This window comes from Microvirga sp. Mcv34, assembly GCF_024519725.1.
Lineage (GTDB): Bacteria > Pseudomonadota > Alphaproteobacteria > Rhizobiales > Beijerinckiaceae > Microvirga.
Genome location: NZ_JALJRK010000031.1, coordinates 34157 through 53042, shown reverse-complemented (window position 1 = coordinate 53042; position 18886 = coordinate 34157). Strand labels below are relative to the sequence as shown.

Below are 18886 nucleotides of genomic sequence, written 5' to 3'. Positions count from 1 at the left end.
ACAGCCCTATGGCAACACTCATCTTATCCAGTCACCCCGCCTCATCAGACGGCTCCGGCTTCAACTCGATCCATTTCAGTCTCTGCAATGAGGAAGCGCCCCTCCCACGGGAAGCCGTGGAGATCCGGACTGCCGCCGACGCGTCGGCGGCGTTCGAACAGTATGCCGAGAAGGCGATAGCCACTTCGAAAGGGACCTGGGTGTCGGCCAGCCTCAGGAAGGGTGACCGTGCTCCCAATGGATTTCGGAAGCTGAAGCTGGATCGGTTCGTCAATGTCTGACCGAAACTCGATTCCCGACCTTTCACAACAGGCGTTCATCATCGAGGGGAATGGCGACACGTTCGCCATTCGCGATCCCGATAGCGACCTGATCGTCGCCGAGGTTCGGTACCAGCCTGTTGAGGGCTTGGAGCCTTTGGAGACCCCATCGGGCCAACTCGCCACCCAAATGGCAGCGGCTCCGGTCCTCTTGGCGGCGTTGGAAGATGCCGAACAGGAGATTGACAACCTCCTGTCGGATCTCACCGAGGAACCTGAAGAGGACAGCCTCGCGCAGAAATCCTTGGCGAAGATCAGGGCTGCGATTGCCCTCGCCAAACGAAACGCTCCCTCAGAAGACTAGACCACCTCCTGTCCGCACCAGGCGGATCCTTTCATTACGAACCCGTTGCAGATTCAGAGTTGAGATGAGGCCTGGGCGCTAAACGCCTGGGCCTTTTTTATTTTTAGCCAATTCAAACGTTGGAATTTCCCACATCAAAACCCCCAAACGCTGGCTTCGGCCACGCGGCCTTCGGCCAAAGCCAAACGAATGAGATTGTCCATGATGTCAGAAGCTTCGACTGTCGCGATCAACCTCGCGGATCAGATCGACGAGTGCCGTGAATTTTCGCGCTCGAAGCGCGTGAATATCAGCGAGATCGCCACTCGGTTCGGTATCAGCCTCAAAGAGGCCCGCTCCCGCGTACAGCTCACGACGGTTGCTCCCCAGATCATCGCCCTCTTTCGGCAGGGCCACTTGGATCTGGAGCAGATCGAGGCCCTGAGCATCACGTCCGACTTCAAGGCCCAGGAAAAGGTCATCTTCCATGCCCTCAATGAGTGGGCGGCCGAGCCCGATCAGATCCGCCTCATCCTGAGCCCCATGGGCATTTCCGAGGGGCACCGGCTGGTCGGGTTCGTCGGCCTTGATGCCTATAAGGCCGCCGGCGGCTTCGTTCAGCGCGACCTCTTCGGCGAACCGGGCAACGGCACCCTGTCCGATCCGTCCCTGCTGGTTCAGCTGGCCTCCCGGAGGCTCAACGCCATCTCAGGCCAGGTCAAGGCGGAAGGCTGGAAATGGGTTACGACCGGAAGCGCTCCGGACGCTGCCTGGGATATGATCCCCTATCGCTCCCCGGATCTGTCGCTTGCGGCTCCTCTGACCGCCGTCACAATCCCGAGCGAATGGATTGCGGTCTCCGGTGCCCTGATTGGTGTTGACGAGAAGGGCGCGCTCAAGATCCAGCGCGGTCTCGTAAAGCCTCAGGACCTTCAGGCTGTAAAGCAACTTGCATCGGCGAATGAGAATGTCCCGGCCGCCCAGAGGGTCGAGATCGTCACCGAGCCCCTGTCTCTCCCGCTGCAGATCGAGCAGCATGAGATCTCCGCCTCTCTTGAGGCGGCATCTGCTCCGGCAGGAGAAACCCTGCTGTCTGAGGCTGAAAGCACCTCACCGGTGGTTCCCCCCGAAGCGCCCGCGGACAATACGGACCCGTTCGTCGGCGATGTCGTTATCGACACTGTTCTGGACGAGGCCGACCTTGTTTCGATCGCTCCGGACGCCGAGCTCGACGGGCGCCGCAACTATCGCATCCAGCCCGGCGAACTGAAGCGCCAGGGATCCTGGAAGGAAACTGCCAGGCGGAACATCGACATCATCGAACTCGCCAAGGCCATCACCACTGAGGGCCGGGAGGCCACGGACGAGGAGAAGTCTCTCCTCACCAAGTACACGGGCTGGGGCGCCAGCGAAGTCGCCAATGGCATGTTCGGCGTCGGCTACCGCCACGACTGGTACCAGCTCTCCGACCGCTTGAAGGCTCTCCTGACGGACGACGAGTACCAGGAGGCCAAGCGCACCACCCAGTACGCCCACTACACCAGCGAGGCGGTGATCACTTCGATCTTCAGGGGCATGCAGCGCCTGGGCTTCGATGGCGGCTCGATCCTTGAGCCCGGTATGGGTATCGGTCTGTTCAACGGCCTCATGCCCGAGGATATGGCCGCAGCCAGCACCTACACCGGCATCGAATACGATGCGGTCTCGGCCTCTATTGCCCGTCTCCTCTACCCCCGCAGCCATATCATCACGGGCGACTACGCTAAGACGGCCCTTCCGCGGGACTTCTTCGACGCCGCCATCGGAAACCCGCCGTTCAGCTCCACCAAGGTTTTGAACGATCCGGAGTACAAGAAGCAGGCATTCCTCCTGCACGACTACTTCATCGCCAAGACCATCGATCGCGTCCGCGAAGGCGGCATTGTTGTCCTGATCACCAGCAAGGGCACGATGGACAAGAAGAACGACAAGGCCCGCCGCTACATGGCCGAGCGTGCCGATCTTGTGGCGGCCATTCGTCTGCCCCAGACCGCTTTCAAGGAGAACGCCGGCACCCAGGTGGTGACCGACGTTCTCTTCCTGCGCAAGCGCATGACTGGCGAGAAGGTTCGCCGGACCAGCATGGGCGCTGCCCTGTACCGCACGAACGAGCGCGGGGAAGCCGTCGGCGAGCCGGTTCTCCACCTGAGTGACTGGATGGAGACCTCCAAGATCGAGGTCGAAGGCTACGACTTTGAGATCAATGAGTATTTCGTCTCGAACCCGAATATGGTCCTCGGCCGCCACAGCGTCAGCGGCTCGATGCACCGGGCGGTTGAATACTCCGTCGATCCTCTGTCTGACGTAACCATCGAGGATGCTTTCGAGACGGCTATCCTGACCCTCCCTGAGGGGATCTATGCCAGGCGCCCGAAATCCTCGTCAGTCGCCTCTACCGCCGCCAGCGGCCCGACCATCGACCTCGACCCGAGCAACCGGAAAGTCGGCGGTTTGTACCTCTCCGAGGACGGGACTGTCATGCAGTTCGAAAACGGCATCGGCCAGCCGCTGACCCAACGCTACAACTCGTCCGGCAAGGCGATCGATCTGCGCCCGAGCGAGCTCTTCTGGCTGAAGGGCTATATCAAGCTGCGCGACGCCCTGAAGAAGGCTCAGGCTGATCAGCTCAACGACGGAAACTGGGAGTTCTCGCTGGCTCGCCTCAACGAGACCTATGACTCCTTCGTCAAATCCCACGGCCGGATTCTGCAGTACACCGTTATCGAACGGTCCAATCCCGATGGCACCGTCACCGAGACCAAGCGCTTCAAGAACGATCCCCTGATCCGGATCGACGCCGAAGGCGCGCTTGCATATGCCCTGGAAACCATCGCCGAGGACGGGGAAATCCGCCGCGGGCCGGTCCTCCAGGGCCGGGTGCTCAAGCGGGATCAGGAACCCGCCATCAACACGACCCAGGATGCCCTGTTCGTGTCCTTGAACCGTCTGGGCCGTCTCGATGTCGACGATGTAGCACGCCTTGCTCAACTCAGCCGCGAGGAGGTGATCGCCGATCTTGGAACCTCCATCTTCAAGGATCCGGCAGGATGTCAGTGGGTCATGGCCGACGAATACCTGTCGGGCAACGTGGCCCAGAAGCTGAAGGATGCGATGGCCGCTTGCAGCCTCGATCCGAGCTATAAGCGGAACGTGGAAGCCCTGATGGAGGTACAGCCGAAGCCACTGGCCGCCTCGGACATTATGGTCCGTCTCGGCGCCAACTGGATCCCCACCACCGACATCGAGGAATTCGCCCAGGAAGTCATCGGCGACCGGATGAAGGTTACCTATACGGCATCTCTCGGATCGTGGACGGTCACCTGCCACCATCATGCCGTGTCCGAATGGACGTTCGACCGGATGGAATCCTCCGACGTCCTCCAGGCGCTGCTCAACAGCAAGCAGATCAAGATCGTGGGTCGCCATGAGGACGGCTCTTCGACCGTCAATGTGGAAGCCACCGAGAAGGCCAACGACATCGCAACAAAGATGCGCGAAGCCTTCCAGAAGTGGCTCTGGACCGATGCTGACCGCACGGAGCGCCTCGTTTCCTACTATAACGAGAACTTCAACAATATCGCCCCGCGTGTCTTCGACGGCTCGCACCTGACCCTTCCGGGCCTTTCGCTCCGGTTCTCGCCCTATGCCCACCAGAAGCGGGCTGTCTGGCGGATCATCCAGCAGGGTGACGTCTACCTGGCGCACTCCGTTGGTGCGGGCAAGACCTTCGAAATGATCGCCGGTTCGATGGAACAGAAGCGCCTCGGGCTGATTTCGAAACCGATGTTTGTGGTTCCTAACCACATGCTCGCGCAGTTCTCGCGGGAATTCCTCGAGATCTATCCGGCGGCAAACATCCTCGTAGCCGACGAATACAACTTCCATACCCACAACCGCCGTCGCTTTGTGGCTATGGCCGCTCTGAATAATCCCGATGCCATCATCATCACGCACTCGGCATTCGGGCGCATCGGCATGAGCAACGAATTCTATAAGGAATTCATCGACGACCAAATCCGCGAGTGGGAATGGCTGCTCCAGGATGTCGACAACTCAGACCGCCGCACCCGCAAGCAGATTGAGCGGCGCATCGAAGCGCTTGAGCGTCGTCTGGAAGCTCGCCTGGCTTCGGACAAGAAGGACCAGGTCCTGAGCTTCGAGGAACTCGGTGTCGACTTCATCAATGTTGATGAAGCTCATGAATTCCGCAAACTCGACTTCGCAACGAACCAGGGGAACATCAAGGGAATCGACCCTGCTGGCTCGCAGCGTGCACTCGATCTGTTCATGAAGGTTGACTACTTGCGCCGCGCCAATAAGGGACGTGCCATCGTGATGGCCTCCGGCACGGCGATCACCAACACCATGGGCGAACTGTTTACGGTCCAGCGGTTCTTCCAACCGGCTCAATTGGAAGCCGATGGTCTGGCTAGCTTCGACGCTTGGGCAGCCCAGTACGGCGACATCGTTGCAGGCTTCGAGCAGAACGCAGCTGGTGGCTACGAGATCGTGAGCCGCTTCGCCAAATTCTACAATGTGCCGGAGCTTATGCGGCGTGTCCGGAGCTTCATGGACATCCTGTCCAGCAAGCAGCTTGGCGAACTGGTAGAGCGCCCGCTCATTGAGAGCGGTCAGCGCCAGATCGTCGTGACCCCTGTGCCCACCGGCTATAAGGAGTATCAGAAAGAGCTTGAGGCTCGGATCAAGGCGATCCGTAACCGCTCCGGCGCCCCTAAGAAGGGTGATGACATCATTCTGACCGTGATCGCCGACGGGCGCTTCTCGGCCATCGATATGCGCTTTGTCGATCCCAACTGGCCGGCTGATCCCGACAGCAAACTCAATCGGATGCTCGACGATGCAATCGCAGCCTACCATGAGACTGCCGATTTCGAGTTCTTCGACCCGGCCACGAAGCGGCCTGAGCCGCTAAAGGGCGCTACCTCTATCATCTTCACGGATATTGGCTTGGGCGAGCAATCTGCGATCAATCGCGGTTTCGACATGAAGGCCTGGATGCAGCAGCGCCTGGTCGAGAGCGGAGTCCGACCGGAGCACATCGCCTTCATGCGCGATCATAAGCAGCATGCCAAGAAGGAACGCCTGTTCGCAGAGATGCGCGAAGGCAAGAAGCGCATCCTCATCGGCGGAAAGGATATGGAGACTGGCGTGAACGTCCAGAAGCGCCTCTATGACCTCTTCCACCTGGATGCGCCGTGGTTCCCCGCCTCGGTACAGCAGCGCGAGGGTCGCATTGAGCGTCAGGGCAACCAGAATAGCTCGGTTCGTATCCGTGCCTATGCGACAAAAGGCTCTTATGACTCCACGATGTGGGGAATGAACGCTCGCAAGGCTCGCTTCATTGAGCAGGCCATGAACGGCGACGATACGATCCGCAGCATGGACGACGTCTCCGAGGCCTCAGCCTTCCAGATGGCTGCTGCTCTGGCGTCCGGCGACGAGCGCTATATGCGCGTTGCCGGCCTGAGGGCTGATGTGGAGCGCCTTGAGCGCCTCCGCCAGGCCCACAACTCTGAACAGGGTAAACTGCGCTCCGAAAAGCGGTGGGCTGAGAAGACCATCGAGACCTCTACATCCACCGTCGATGTAATCAGGGAGGCCATCAAACAACGCCAACCCGTTCCGGCCGGAGAATTCAACGGCACGGTCGAGGGCGTGGTCTATGACAAGCGCGAGGCGTTCGGCAACGCTATCATTAAGGCGGTTGCACAGCATGTGAACCGGCAGACAGTCGGTAACCGCGAAATCGGCACTCTCGCCGGCTTCAATATCGTGTTCGTGGGCATCCGAGCGACGAACTTCACGAAGTACGGCGCCGAGGTCTACATGGATCTCCCTGGAGATCCTGACCCGATCGTCACATACCCGTTCGATCAGGACCTCGCCCCGGGCGGCATCGCAACCCGTGGCTTGAACCAGGTCGGTGGCCTGGAACGCCTTCTTTACCGCCATGAGGACGAGATCCAGCGCAGTCAGCGCAGGATCGAGCAGATCAGAAACCGCCTTGGCGCTCCGTTCGCCGAAGAGGCGGTTCTGCTCGAAAAGCTGGCTGAACTCGATGCTCTTGAGGCAGAGCTCGCCGCCGAGAAGGCAGCGGAGGCCGCAGCAGCGGCGGACGCTGATGAAGGCGGGGAAGCGGAAACGGTTGAAACCGCACCCGACGAGGCAGTGCAAGACGGCATTGAGGAGGTTGCCTTAGAAGCCCCTTTAGCCTCATCGGACCTCAACCAGTTCGAGGAACCGCCCCTGCCTGCCAATGATGACCTCGCGTTTACCGAAATGGCAGTCGGGTATGCACTTTAATTCGGAATAGTGCTATAGAGTGCAAATAAGGCGAACGCGAGTTTGCGAATCGTAACATGAATACATCGATGATTGACGACAGGACGGTCTCGGCAGCAATTGAGGAGCGGGTGGCATTAGCACTGCTGCTCGTTCTCAACCTTGTGGGTCTGGCCGGATGGCTCACACTCGGCATCTTGGCGCTCCTCGGGATCGCCGCGATGCTCCGCTCTCCGGGACGCCGAGCCCTCCTGCAAGCCTTCGGTCTGGAGCGGATTACCTGGAAGCAGGATCTCTATAGAGCTTGGCGGGTCCGCTATACGCAAAGCCGCATGGCAGCCAAGGGCAACCTGAGCAAACTCGATGCACTCAAGCGCTTCCGTCGCAACCTGGAATTCTACCAGAACCGCGCTTTCTACATCCTGACGTTCATTCTCGCCGCCGTCCCTTACGGCTTCAACATGCCTCCGGTTTTCGCCGTCGGCATTCTCATTATGCATACGTTCGTCGCCACCTCACGGTGGCTCGCCGTACGCGAACACGAGCGGATTGTCGCTGCGCGGAACGTTCTTGGAACCGCGTAATCCCATCTCCCAGTAGGAAATTGCCAGAGACAATCTGAAAACCCCAAAAAAGCGTTCCCTGAACGCTCGAAATAGCCAGCTGCTCAACAACTCCCCGCAGTTGCTATCCCGGCTCCAACATTGACGCCGGATCATCCCCTCCAACAGTCACACTGAGGTTGACATGCGTTACCGTTCTTTCCTTTCGCTCGCCGCCTGCGCTGCTATGGCGATGTTCGCTGTGCCCGCATCTGCCGCGGATCTTCCTTTCACGTCCCAGCCTGCTCCGGTGCCGGCCTTCACGGCTGTCGGCTCGGGCTATAACTGGACCGGCTTCTACGCTGGCGTGAACGCCGGGTATGGCTGGAACAACAGCGATGACGTGACGGTGTCCGGTTCGGAGGGCTTCTTCTTCAACGACGCAGCCTTCGGCGGCTTCAATACGACTGGCGGCGACGGGTTCACCGGTGGCGCCCAGGTTGGCTACAACTACCAGATTGGCAAGTTCGTGGTCGGCGCTGAAGCTGACATCAACTATGCCGACCAGGAGCTGAAGTCCTTCGGCGCTTTCGATACCGGCTTCGCAGACGAGTCCCTGGAGTTCCGTTCGGAACTCGAGTGGTTCGGCACGGTTCGCGCCCGTGTAGGCTTCGTCCCGGTCGACCGCTTCCTCGTTTATGCGACCGGTGGCTTGGCCTATGGGTCGATCGACGCTTCCGCGACCAACACGCTGACCACCAGCGCCACTCGTCCGGCCGACATTTGGGCAGGCACCGAGTCCGACACCAAGTTCGGTTGGACCATCGGCGGCGGCGCCGAGTACGCGCTGACCAACAACCTCACCCTTCGCGGCGAAGCCCTCTATGTCGACCTCGAGGACACCAAGATCACCGGCACTTACACGGGTGACACTGACATCCTCGCGGAAGACACCTTCACCGCCAAAGCGGATAACAAGTTCACGGTCCTCCGTGCAGGTCTGAACTATAAGTTCTGATCCTCAAACGCCCCCTTTGAGGAAAAGAGAAGGCCCGGTGATTTTGGCACCGGGCCTTTTTTATGCTCGAGTAAACGCCCCGAAGGGTCTCAGATTACAAAGAAATCTTTGTAAGTTAGGCTGAGCCCCTTCTTCAACTGCGCGAACTCGATCGCCTGTCCTTTGCCGGAGCCGTCGGCATCATACGACAGGACGCCCGTTTTCTTGTTATAGGCCAGATAGTCGTTCTTCTCTTTGGCCTTGTCAGTAACAAAGAACGACTTGTCCAACTGTTTGGGCTTCTTCAAGGAGCCAGATCCCAGCTTCTTGAAGATCGCGTTATCCAGCCAGATGCTATCGTCCTTGACCGAAAAGTCACTAATCGTGTCGAAGTTGAATGTCCGGTCGGTCTTCGATGTGCCGAGCTTCGTTGTGAACTTGAAGGCGTCTTTCCCGCTTCCGCCGACAAGGATGTCGTTGTCGATGCTCCCGTCAAGCTTATCATCGCCATTTCCGCCGTTCAGTTTGTCCTTGCCGGACTTCCCTTCAAGAACGTTCCTGCCCTTGTTGCCAGTCATCTGATTGTCGAGGGCGTTCCCGATCAGGGTCACGTTCCCACTCCCTTGGGCCACGACATTCTTCACACCGGGTTCAAGGGTGAGGCTCGTTGCAGTCACAACCTCTGTGACTGGCACAATCACAGGGGTTCCGGGATCCTCTGTCGGCGGCGTGCTCGGCACATCCGGTGTCGCCGTGGTAAGCGTGATGCGGGATTGCAGGCCCAAGGCCGCGATTTCCGCCCCTGTGTACACTCTCACGTTGCCTGCAATATCCGTCACGGTGACTTTGGTCACCGAGTAGGTCCCAGGCTGATTGTTCGGGCTGATATACAGATCCTGGTCATCGGTCGTTTCCGCGAAAATCGGAAAGAAGAACCGCTCGAACTGGAATATCTGAGATGTTTGAGTCACCCCCCACTGTGAGTATGTAAGCGGTTTATCGAACACCACTTCAGCAGACGCTACCCCGCTGTGATAATCGAATGCTCCGACTGTGAACGTCGCGGCAATTGCCTTCCCAGTTAGTTCAACCCTCGAGGGGATCGTAAGAGTGCTGAGCGTAGGAGCAGTTTTATCTTCTGGGGCGGTAACGACATTGAATCCAGTGGAGAAGCCCAGCGCAGTTAGTTCTGCGGCTGTATATGTGGTCGTGTGACCGGCCTTGTCCCTCAACTCGACGAAATCGATCGTATACCGGTCATGCCAGTTGTCCGCGGCTAACCCCACAACTTGTGTAGACTGCCCGTCGCTAAAGTCGTCGCCGTCCCACCCGAGCAGAACGCCGAACCGGCTAGACGATCCGTTGCCGCTTGTGCTTACCGTATTGGCGCCCTCACTAAACTGGATCCATGCCTCTGCTAAGCCAGAACTGTCGTCCGTTCCGCCAACAGTGAAACTCATCCACTGATGGCCTTTGCTCAGGTTAACAAAGTTTGGAATCGTAAGGGACGTGAGTGTCGGGCCGCTTTCATCAGGCAGACTGCCTGAGATCGTAAAGCTTGTCCGATCAACAATCTGGCTAAGCTCCGTCCCACGATATGTATAGTCGTTCCCAGCATTGTCCCCAACCCATACCTCGGCAATGGAGAACGTGGTGGACGCGTTGAAGGCCGACAGCCTGACCTGCTCCGTAGACATGCCATCGCTGGCGACATCAATCTCGTCATAAAAGGTCAGGTACTCGCTTTCGAACACCCGCCCGTCGGGTGTGACTTGGGAGATTGGTTTATCCAACTTTACTTGGACGAAGTTAACGCCCGATTCGGCATCAGTGGCCTTTACCGAGAACACGACCGTTTGATCTTGGCCGTTCATATTCAGTGAAGTAGCCCCCGAATTGACCGGACACGATCTCCCACCTCGCTAAGAGATAGGAGTAGTGTTAGGCCTATGACTGGTTCTTCCCCCAAGATTGAGGTCCTTGACGGACCGCAACGCCGCCGCCACTGGACGGCCGCCGAGAAGCTTTCCATCGTCCAGGAGACCTACGAGCCGGACGCCACGGTTAGCCTGGTCGCCCGCCGGCATGGAGTGGCCCCCAACCAGCTCTTCCGCTGGCGCAAGCTTGCTGCCCAGGGAGCACTGACGGCCACCAGTGCCCAAGAGGAGGTGGTGGCCGCCTCCGAGTACCGGGCCCTGCAGAACCAGGTCCGCGAGCTGCAGCGCCTGCTCGGCAAGAAGACCTTGGAAGCCGAGATCCTCAAGGAGGCGCTGGAGGTCGCCACCGGGCCAAAAAAGCAGCTGTTGCGCTCGCTGTCGTGGCCCAAGGGCGGTTTGCGATGAGCGCCGTCTGCGCCACCCTTCAGGTCGCCCGCTCCAACATCGCCGCGCAAGCGGCCGGGCGACCACCAAAGCGCCGGGGCCGTCCTCCTCGGCCGGACAAGGACCTGGTGGAGGCGATCCAGACCATCATCGGCAGCCTGCCGACCTACGGCTACCGCCGCGTGCACGCCCTCCTGGTGCGCCAGGCCCGTGAGCAGGGTCGGCCTGCTCCCAACCACAAGCGGGTCTACCGGGTCATGAAGGCGCACGGTCTCCTGCTGCAGCGCCATGCCGGCGGCGCCGAGGCGCGCCGGCACGACGGGCGCGTGGCCGTGGATCGCTCCAATCTGCGCTGGTGCTCGGACGGGTTCGAGATCGGCTGTGACAATGGCGAGAAGGTGCGGGTCGCCTTTGCGCTCGACTGCTGCGACCGCGAGGTGCTCGGGCATGTGGCCACCACAGAGGGCATCAAGGGTGAGGATGTGCAGGATCTGATGGTCACCGCCGTCGAGTACCGCTTCGGGCCGGTGAATCGTCTGCCAGAGACTATCGAATGGCTCTCTGACAACGGCTCATGCTACATCGCCCATGAGACGAAGAGCCTGGCGCGAGAGATGGGGCTGGAGCCGAGGACCACACCCGTACAGAGCCCCCAGAGCAATGGCATGGCCGAAGCCTTCGTGCGGACGATCAAGCGCGATTACGTCCGCGTCAGTCCGATCCCGGACGCCCGGACGGTGCTGGTCAGCCTGCCGTTATGGTTCGAGCATTACAACAGCCTTCACCCGCACAAGGCACTCGGCTATCGTTCCCCGCGTGAGTTCATTGCCTCACGTCAACCGGGATGATCTGTCCGATCTTTCGGGGGCAACAACATTCAGATCCGACGGGAGTCCGATGAAGGTTAGGGAGGGTGGGCTGGTATCGGCCATCGCTTCGTGTCGACCCTATTTTCGCTTTGCAGGCTATGCTGATCTGGCCATACCACAGCAAAACATGGGGGGAATGATGCATTTTGTCCTAGTTCTTGGGTATCTTGGGGTAGTGCGCGTTAGGTCGCTTTAGGAGCCTTGGCCGTCTGAAGATTCTCGACGGGCACTATGGCAGATACCAAATTTAGCGGGACATACGGGAGGCCAGCTCGCGGCGAAAGCTGACGCCAACTTCGCTGGTATGAACTGCAGATTCTGAGCTTCAACCGCCCCTTCTGACAAAAGAGAAGGCCCGGCGCTTTCGCTCCGGGCCTTCTCGTTGCTTGAGCAAAAGCCCCTTAAGGCTCCCACTCACTCTACCTAGATATGCCGAGATCGCGAACCGGAGCGAACCGTCCCATGTCGAAATTAATATCGACCGGACGTGAGTTCATCGATTTGGCTTGATCCAGCACCTTATCCGCTCCTGTCGGTTCCATTCCCGCTGGGAACTTGGATGGATCAGCCGCGAAAGCTCCGATTTGGTGAATTGCGCTTTTCGGAAGGCTCTCAGCCCCGGTTTCCGGCGAAACCGAAATCCCGGGATCCTTCAACTCGCGAGTGGATATGGGCTTACCGCGATCGTCCAATTGCGAGAACACAGCTCGGCCTTCGGAAATTTCCACCGCGCCCTGCCCGCCCCTCCCAGAGAACCGGGCCTCCTTGCTGACGCGTCCGTCCTTGTTGAGCATGGTCGCCACATCGGTTTCGCGATTGCCGACGCCGACGATCTGTTCCAGCGAGCTCTCACCCATCGATTTGCTCCCGATTTGGAGAGCCTTGTCGGCCCGGGAGGACAGATCCACGCCGTTCTCTCCCAGTTTGAGCGATCCTTCCGGCAACTCGCTGACGAAATTGCGCTTCCGTACAAGACCGTCCTCGGTCTTCTGGGAATAGGCCGACATGGTTTCTCGGCCGGCCCCGGTGGAAAGTGCGATAACGCTCTGATCCTCTTTACTCCCAGGGTCCTTATGCCCAAGGACGAACGTCTTAGTATCTGTCGGCTCCAGTGAGGCTAGCTTCCCTTCTGAGACTAGCCTTCCGCCCTCTGCCTGGCTTTGTCCAGGAAGATTGATCCCGACCGCGCCAGCGACTTCCGCAAGCTTGCCGTTCGCCTGCTGCATCCCTGCCTGGTCGAGCCGAACCGCCTTTTCCGCCCACTCGCCCTTTTGCGGGTCTAACCCCGCCGCCTTCGCCTGTTCCGCAGCCTGTGGAGCGTCAGGATCAGCCCCTGTCAGGTATTTCACCATGGCCCGGCGGGCGAGAATGACCAGCTCCATAGTGCCATATGCAAGGCCAGCATAGGCGCCGAACCGCGCTGCACCCTCAGCGAGCCCCGAAAGCTTGTCGTTCCGTTCCGCCCTCTTCAGAAACGAATTGGCTACATCGCCGACGCCATCGTTACCGTCTCTGCGCGAGCTCCGCTCTGGGTGGCCGCTGGATCCAGGCGTTCTCGAATCATCAGGCCGGTCATGGGGCCTCTGATGGGCCGACGGGCTATCTAAATGCCTGTCCGCCTTTACGCCGAAGCCGTCGATATGTGATTTCTTTACTGCCATCGGGCACTCCTATGAACGTGCCGCTTTTAACATGAAGGCCGAATTAAAAACACATATTTACGCTTTCCGGTTCAGGAAAGCCGATTTTAATGGTATGATCAGGAATCGTAGTTGCGTTTGGCTCCAAACTCCCAGTTTCGGATTCTCTGATGCCCGTTGATCACGAACTCCGGCAGGCGATGCAAGATCGCGTGACCACCCAGGCCTCGGAACTCTTGGCAACCGGCCAGAATGTCCTGGTCGTCTCGCCTACAGGGTCGGGCAAGACCAATATGTTCACGGACGTCATCAACAAGACGCTCCAGCGCAAGCCTGATGCCAACATCCTCGTCATGCAGGATCTGATCGCGGTCGCGCAGCAGAACAAGCGGCGTGCTGAAAGCCTGGGGCATAAGAGCACTTCACTCGGTATCGACGGGAAACTCGATCAGACCGGTCAGATTGTCTACGCGCTCCCCGAAACCGTGATGGCAAACATCCGGTCTTTGAAGCCCTATGACCTCCTGGTTGTCGACGAATGCCACCACGCAAGTGAGAATGCCGACTCCCAGCACTCCGCCATCATCAACGCGGCTCGGGCCATCAATCCCGACTTAGTGGTGATGGGAGCAACGGCTACTCACGAGAGACCTGACGGCAAGGAACTCCATCCGGATCTGGCGAATGCAAAGCTCCTGAGGGTCTCCTATCAGGAAGCTCTGAAGATGGGCGCGATCGTGCCGACGCGAACGGTCACCCCCTATGTCGCCCTCAAAGACGGATCCTCGATCGAGGCGGCAGTCAGCAAATACATCGATCCGAGAAATCCGGTCGAAACAGAGTCCGGCATCCAAAGCCATATTCGAAACAATCGGCCGGCGGACTACCATAAGCGGTGCGTTCAGGCATGGGCTAAGGAGGGGGGCTCTACCATGCCAACCTTCGCCTATGCTGGCACTATCAAAGACGCCGAGAGTCTTGCCAAAGCCTTCAAGGATGCCGGCTTCGCGGCCCAGACTGTCCATTCCCAGTTGTCTCCCACTCAAGTCGAAAAGGCTTTCAGCGATTATCGGCAGGGTGCCGTCCAAGTCCTCTGCAGCGTCGATATGCTCATCGAAGGGGTGGACGAGACAAAGACCGCCTGCATCCTCAACGCAAAAGAGATCACCAGCCGCGCCGAAAAGCAGCAGATGGAAGGTCGCGGCATGAGAGCCCACACGGAACGAGACGGTTCCGGGGCTGTGACCTTCGATAAGAAGGAGTGCTTGGTCATCGATATGGGAGCCTCGACCGTCCTTCACGGACGAATGGAGGATTACATCGAGATCGAGGCCTATGTGGTGGAGGGCCCGAATGCGAGCAACTATCGCCCTTGGCGCCGTCTGACCAAGGAGAGCGATCAAACTGAGGTTCTTGGCCTCCATACAGGGGACAAGAGCCTGTTCGCCGTTCGCCCTCCGGGTTCACGCTCATATCTTCTCTATGAAAAGACGGAGAACACTGCAGGGCGTAAGCAAGGACAGGTCCGTGACATCAAACCTGCTCGGCCCAGCACCGTCACAAGGATCGACCTTTCTAAGATTGGCCATGAAGCCGTGCGCCGGAACATCTCTCTGTTCACGGTTCTTGAATCGACCCGCGTCGACAAGGGGGACGGTAAGCGGACCCGGAAGATGACGAAGATCCTGATCGACAGTTTCAGGGAATCCAGGGGATCGCTGATGACCTTTACCCGGTTGCAGGTTCAGCACGCGAGGAACGCACAGGCTGCTGCAAGATAACATGCTAAGTTCAGGAGGGCGTATGTCTAAGGAGACAGCGCCCTCCTCTCAAAGTTGCGCCGGTCCCAATGTCCTTCCCATCGTCGTCGTGACGAATTCCGAACGTGGAAAGAAGTAACAAAAGAATCTGGTTTCCTGAAATGAGTTCAAATCTACTCATTGAAGTAAACCCCAATGTCCGAGATCGACGAACAAAAATCATTCCTCATCAACCTCCTGGTCGGTCTCTACATTAAAAAGACCTACTTCCGGATCACACGCAGCCGCGGCGGTGTGTTCTTCCCCAGTCAGGACGAAGTCGCTGACCAGTTCCGTGGCATCCTGGCGGAGGCTCTTGGGCCCCAGCAAGCGCACGCGATCCTAGCCGATTGCATCGACGCCGCCCGAACCCTCGTCCACAAGGCGATGGGCCAGGTAAGATTCGATCCAGCCTCGGAATGCCATACCGGTTTCTGCAAAGCACTGACCGACCCTGCCAATGCGGACGCGATAGAGGCGCTTCGCGAGCGTATGAAGAGCGCTAGCGATCGGGCGCTCGCCGACGCTATCAGCGCCTTGGCCCAAGCGGATACTACCCTGCCCCATCTGACGCCACCTCAGGAGCCAGTCGCCAACCTTGTTACGACGGCAGCTCCGCCTTCTGTCGGTTCGGCGCCGTCAGGCGGCTATGAACCAGTCGGCCGCCTCGCTCTCGACCGAGAGATCCTCTCGAGCGGTGACCGCCTGGTCGAAAAAGCTACCAGCGGCAAGTTCCGGAGCCTTGAGAGCGTCTTCAGCAAGCTCGTTGAGGCCGACCGGATCGCAATCTCCAAACCCGCGATCGTACCGTCAGCCCAGACTGTCCTGGCTCACGGCAGCTATCCAGAGGGGCGCCCCCACCAGGTCAAAGCCGCGGATCTCTTTGCGGATGCGCTGCGCCACCCGAGCGACGCAGACAAGCTGGATTTTCTTGTTACCGTTTTCGAATGGTCCGGCCAGCATCCTCGCGTTCCGAACATCGATCACAGCCACCGCTTCGACATCGAGCACCTTCGCCTCATCCTCTGGGCAATGGATCGGGGGTACAACTCAGTTCTCACTGGCCCGCCAGGATGTGGGAAGACCACGGTGACCAGAGAGATTGCCGGCAGGCTACGGCGCCCCTGGTACCGGATCCCCATGCACGGTGACATGGGCAAACGTGACATGCTGGGCGGCTTCAAGCAGATCAGCACCCACCAGGGACCGGAAACCCGCTGGTTCGACGGGCTCCTCACTCAAGCGATCACCCAGCCGGCCGTCATCGACGTGGACGAAATCGACCGGGCCGATCCGGATCTCCAGTACATCGCGCACCAACTCTACGAGGGCGAAGGCATCACCATCCTGGAGGATGAAGGACGCTTTGTGCCTCCCCATCCGAAGGTTGCGCTGTTGGCAACGGCGAACACAAAGGGCCGGGCCGACAGCCTAAACCGCTATCAGATGATCAATGAGATGTCGGAAGCCACCCGCGACCGCTTCTCTGTCTGGGTCGATATGGACTATGCGCCGCCCGATGAGGAGGCTGAAATCCTGACCGAACGCGGCGTCATCAAGAACCCCTCGGCCGCGACCAACATCATCAAAGTGGCCAACCTGATCCGTGCCGCTTACAAGAAAGGCGAGATCAGCACCACCTGCAGCTTCCGTCAGCTCGAAGCGACTGCGGACCTCGCCTCATTCTACGGTGACGAATGCGAAGCTGTCCGGCGGATTCTCTATGCCCGGGCACCTACGCTGGTCGATGCCAAGACAATCTATGAGCTCGCTCATCAGATTTACGGACCGTCCTGGAATCCTCCGGCCCCTTTCTAAGCAGACCCTCATGACCACCATTCCAGGGTACATCCTGCGCCGGGAGATTGCCTCAACGCTCTCGGCGATGGGGAACCGACGCTTCAACATCACGTTCAGAGGAAGCCGAGCTTTCACTGATGGCGTGCACATAAATCTACCTGCGATCTGGCCGCAAAGCGAATACAGCGACGCGGATGCCAAGGTCCTGAGAGGATATGGGAACCATGAAGTGTTCCATCCCCTCTACAGCACCCTTTCTAGACGCCTCCCTTGGATCGAGACGGCGATTGGGCTTCCTGCGGCCGAGATGGACAAATCCCAGGAGCATCGCCTTCGAGTCTGGCTCAAGACTGAGAATTGTCTGGATGACTGGAGGATAGAGTCCATTGGCGCCAGGGAGTTTCCTGGTTCTCACGTCAATATCGGCTACACCCGCAATCACATCGTATCTCGCGAACTCAACCAGCTCCAAGCCCGTGATCCCTCTGTTCCCCCTCGCCTGATCCCCAACGTCCACCAGACGCTCACCTGGTTCGGTACAATCGCCAATGCCTATCCCTGTGCACCGACAGCACAGGTTGCGATCGAGTTCATGCGTGAGCATGTGGATTCGGAGGCCGTCGAGATCGTCCAGCATTATTGGCCTGTGATTTCCCGCTGCAGGGATAATCCTGAGCTCTACCCAGTTGCCCTCCACCTCTCCGACCTGTTGATCCGCCTTTCCCGTGAGCGAACCCAGGCTAATCGACCGCAAGACAGCCGACAGGAGAGCGGGGGCGACACACTCAACCCGCCCGGGCCCCAAACCGGACGAAACGCACCTGGTGAGCAGGATTCCGGATGCTCCGCCGCCCACGGTGGGACAGCGAGCGTCCCTAATCCGGGTCTCGCCGATGACGGTGGTCAGCCTGATTGGCAGGGAGACGACGCGGACCAGTTGAACACGCCTCTGCTCGACATCTCTGATGTGGTTACGAGGATCGTCAGCCGAACTCAGATCGATGTTCGGACCTACAACCGATCGGTTGCCCGCGCCGAGGCCTCCGGGCGTTTGCCCAGCCATTATCGAAGAGCATTCTCCAGCCCCCTGATCATCGCTCCAGAGACCCGGCAACCGGAGGACGGAGATGAATTCCGGTCCATCATGGAAAACGCGAGCAGGGACGCTGAAACACTCGCCGCCGCGGTTCGGTCACTCCTTATCTCGCGCCAGCGGAAGGTGGTCCGCCGCCACCGTCTAGAAGGAGAACTCGACGATCAGAACATCATGGGCATCGCCATGCGCGATCCGGATATCTTCCGACGCACTGAGCGCCGTGCCGGGACAAGCGCCGCCGTCCAGTTGATGCTCGACGCCTCAAGATCGATGCTCACGTCTGAGGAGCAGCCGAACAGAGGCCAGTCGGAGCCGAAAGCTCGAATAAGCCGTCGCGATGTTCTCCTGCGGGCCGCCGGAGCGGTCATCGAGGCTATCGGCCACCAACGCCAGATTGACCTTGCCATCGACAGTTACACCACCGACGATCAACTGAATCCGACGATTGTTCGCCACAAAGCATTCGGAGAGCCCCCTTCGACGATGCGGCCGGCTCTCGGGTCCGTCCTGCGCCGAAGGAACGGCGGAACACCGACGGCCGAGGCCATTCTCGAGGGAGCCCACCAACTTTACCGGCTGAAACACGACAAGAAGGTTCTCATCCTGATCACCGATGGGGAAGCCAACGATCCGATCGCAGCCGAAGAGGCGGCAAACGTCGCCATCTCCTGTGGCATTCATCTGATCGGCATCGGGATCAGCCAGCAAGCTCCATCCATGAACATCCCCGGGTGGCTCGTCATAAATGATGTGAGTGAGCTCCCAATCCAACTCCTTGAGGCTGTTCGCAGGTTTCTCTGACCCTCGCCTTGGATTAAAAGCGAGGGATAACGCGGCGGAACTGCAATTTAATTCGCGATTCGAGAACGGGTGCTTC

At 59.1% G+C, this 18886-nt stretch carries 11 protein-coding genes; 9 read left to right on the top strand and 2 right to left on the bottom strand.

From position 1 onward, the window contains the following. The first annotated feature begins 8 nt into the window (after positions 1-8). The 5 genes from OC446_RS17050 to OC446_RS17030 all read left to right on the top strand — a co-directional run bounded on the left by OC446_RS17050 (position 9) and on the right by OC446_RS17030 (position 8505). Positions 9-281: a hypothetical protein gene (locus OC446_RS17050; protein ID WP_262030221.1), complete on the top strand. Its 273-nt coding sequence runs from the start codon at positions 9-11 to the stop codon at positions 279-281. After that, positions 274-624: a hypothetical protein gene (locus OC446_RS17045; RefSeq protein ID WP_262030220.1), complete on the top strand. Its 351-nt coding sequence runs from the start codon at positions 274-276 to the stop codon at positions 622-624. The genes OC446_RS17050 and OC446_RS17045 overlap by 8 nt, the downstream gene beginning before the upstream one ends. 201 nt (positions 625-825) lie before the next feature. Next, complete coding sequence (locus OC446_RS17040) at positions 826-6966, top strand: Eco57I restriction-modification methylase domain-containing protein (RefSeq protein ID WP_262030219.1); 6141 nt, start codon at positions 826-828, stop codon at positions 6964-6966. Between the two features lie 68 nt (positions 6967-7034). Next, complete coding sequence (locus tag OC446_RS17035; protein ID WP_262030218.1) at positions 7035-7529, top strand: hypothetical protein; 495 nt, start codon at positions 7035-7037, stop codon at positions 7527-7529. A gap of 163 nt (positions 7530-7692) precedes the next feature. Next, positions 7693-8505, top strand: a complete 813-nt coding sequence (locus tag OC446_RS17030; RefSeq protein ID WP_262030217.1) for an outer membrane protein — start codon at positions 7693-7695, stop codon at positions 8503-8505. An 89-nt stretch (positions 8506-8594) separates the two neighbouring features. On the opposite strand, the gene OC446_RS17025 is transcribed toward OC446_RS17030, so the two are convergent. Beyond that, positions 8595-10334 (bottom strand): calcium-binding protein, encoded by a 1740-nt coding sequence (locus tag OC446_RS17025; RefSeq protein WP_262030216.1) that lies wholly within the window; start codon positions 10332-10334, stop codon positions 8595-8597. Positions 10335-10433: 99 nt separating this feature from the next. Between OC446_RS17025 and OC446_RS17020 the strand changes: the two genes are divergently transcribed. Continuing rightward, positions 10434-11653 (top strand): IS3 family transposase gene (locus OC446_RS17020; RefSeq protein ID WP_262030215.1). Its coding sequence is split into 2 segments (ribosomal slippage): positions 10434-10782 and positions 10782-11653, totalling 1221 coding nucleotides; the frame shifts between segments, so codons are not numbered across the junction. Positions 11654-12093: 440 nt separating this feature from the next. On the opposite strand, the gene OC446_RS17015 is transcribed toward OC446_RS17020, so the two are convergent. Then, positions 12094-13335 carry a hypothetical protein gene (locus OC446_RS17015; protein ID WP_262030214.1) on the bottom strand — a complete coding sequence of 414 codons (1242 nt, stop codon included), beginning with the start codon at positions 13333-13335 and terminating at the stop codon, positions 12094-12096. A gap of 149 nt (positions 13336-13484) precedes the next feature. On the opposite strand from OC446_RS17015, the gene OC446_RS17010 reads away from it, so the two are divergent. The 3 genes from OC446_RS17010 to OC446_RS17000 all read left to right on the top strand — a co-directional run bounded on the left by OC446_RS17010 (position 13485) and on the right by OC446_RS17000 (position 18810). Next, positions 13485-15095: a DEAD/DEAH box helicase gene (locus OC446_RS17010; RefSeq protein ID WP_315986519.1), complete on the top strand. Its 1611-nt coding sequence runs from the start codon at positions 13485-13487 to the stop codon at positions 15093-15095. Positions 15096-15269: 174 nt separating this feature from the next. Beyond that, entirely contained in the window at positions 15270-16931 is a 1662-nt protein-coding gene (locus OC446_RS17005; RefSeq protein WP_262030213.1) for an AAA family ATPase, read from the top strand. Between the two features lie 10 nt (positions 16932-16941). Beyond that, positions 16942-18810 (top strand): VWA domain-containing protein, encoded by a 1869-nt coding sequence (locus OC446_RS17000; RefSeq protein WP_262030212.1) that lies wholly within the window; start codon positions 16942-16944, stop codon positions 18808-18810. Positions 18811-18886: the final 76 nt, after the last annotated feature.

What these genes read in the sequence shown, in the direction of transcription:
- OC446_RS17050 (WP_262030221.1), top strand. Translation starts at nt 9, where the DNA reads ATGGCAACACTCATCTTATCCAGTCACCCCGCCTCATCAGACGGCTCC.
- OC446_RS17045 (WP_262030220.1), top strand. Translation starts at nt 274, where the DNA reads ATGTCTGACCGAAACTCGATTCCCGACCTTTCACAACAGGCGTTCATC.
- OC446_RS17040 (WP_262030219.1), top strand. Translation starts at nt 826, where the DNA reads ATGATGTCAGAAGCTTCGACTGTCGCGATCAACCTCGCGGATCAGATC.
- OC446_RS17035 (WP_262030218.1), top strand. Translation starts at nt 7,035, where the DNA reads ATGATTGACGACAGGACGGTCTCGGCAGCAATTGAGGAGCGGGTGGCA.
- OC446_RS17030 (WP_262030217.1), top strand. Translation starts at nt 7,693, where the DNA reads ATGCGTTACCGTTCTTTCCTTTCGCTCGCCGCCTGCGCTGCTATGGCG.
- OC446_RS17015 (WP_262030214.1), bottom strand. Translation starts at nt 13,335, where the DNA reads ATGGCAGTAAAGAAATCACATATCGACGGCTTCGGCGTAAAGGCGGAC.
- OC446_RS17010 (WP_315986519.1), top strand. Translation starts at nt 13,485, where the DNA reads ATGCCCGTTGATCACGAACTCCGGCAGGCGATGCAAGATCGCGTGACC.
- OC446_RS17005 (WP_262030213.1), top strand. Translation starts at nt 15,270, where the DNA reads ATGTCCGAGATCGACGAACAAAAATCATTCCTCATCAACCTCCTGGTC.
- OC446_RS17000 (WP_262030212.1), top strand. Translation starts at nt 16,942, where the DNA reads ATGACCACCATTCCAGGGTACATCCTGCGCCGGGAGATTGCCTCAACG.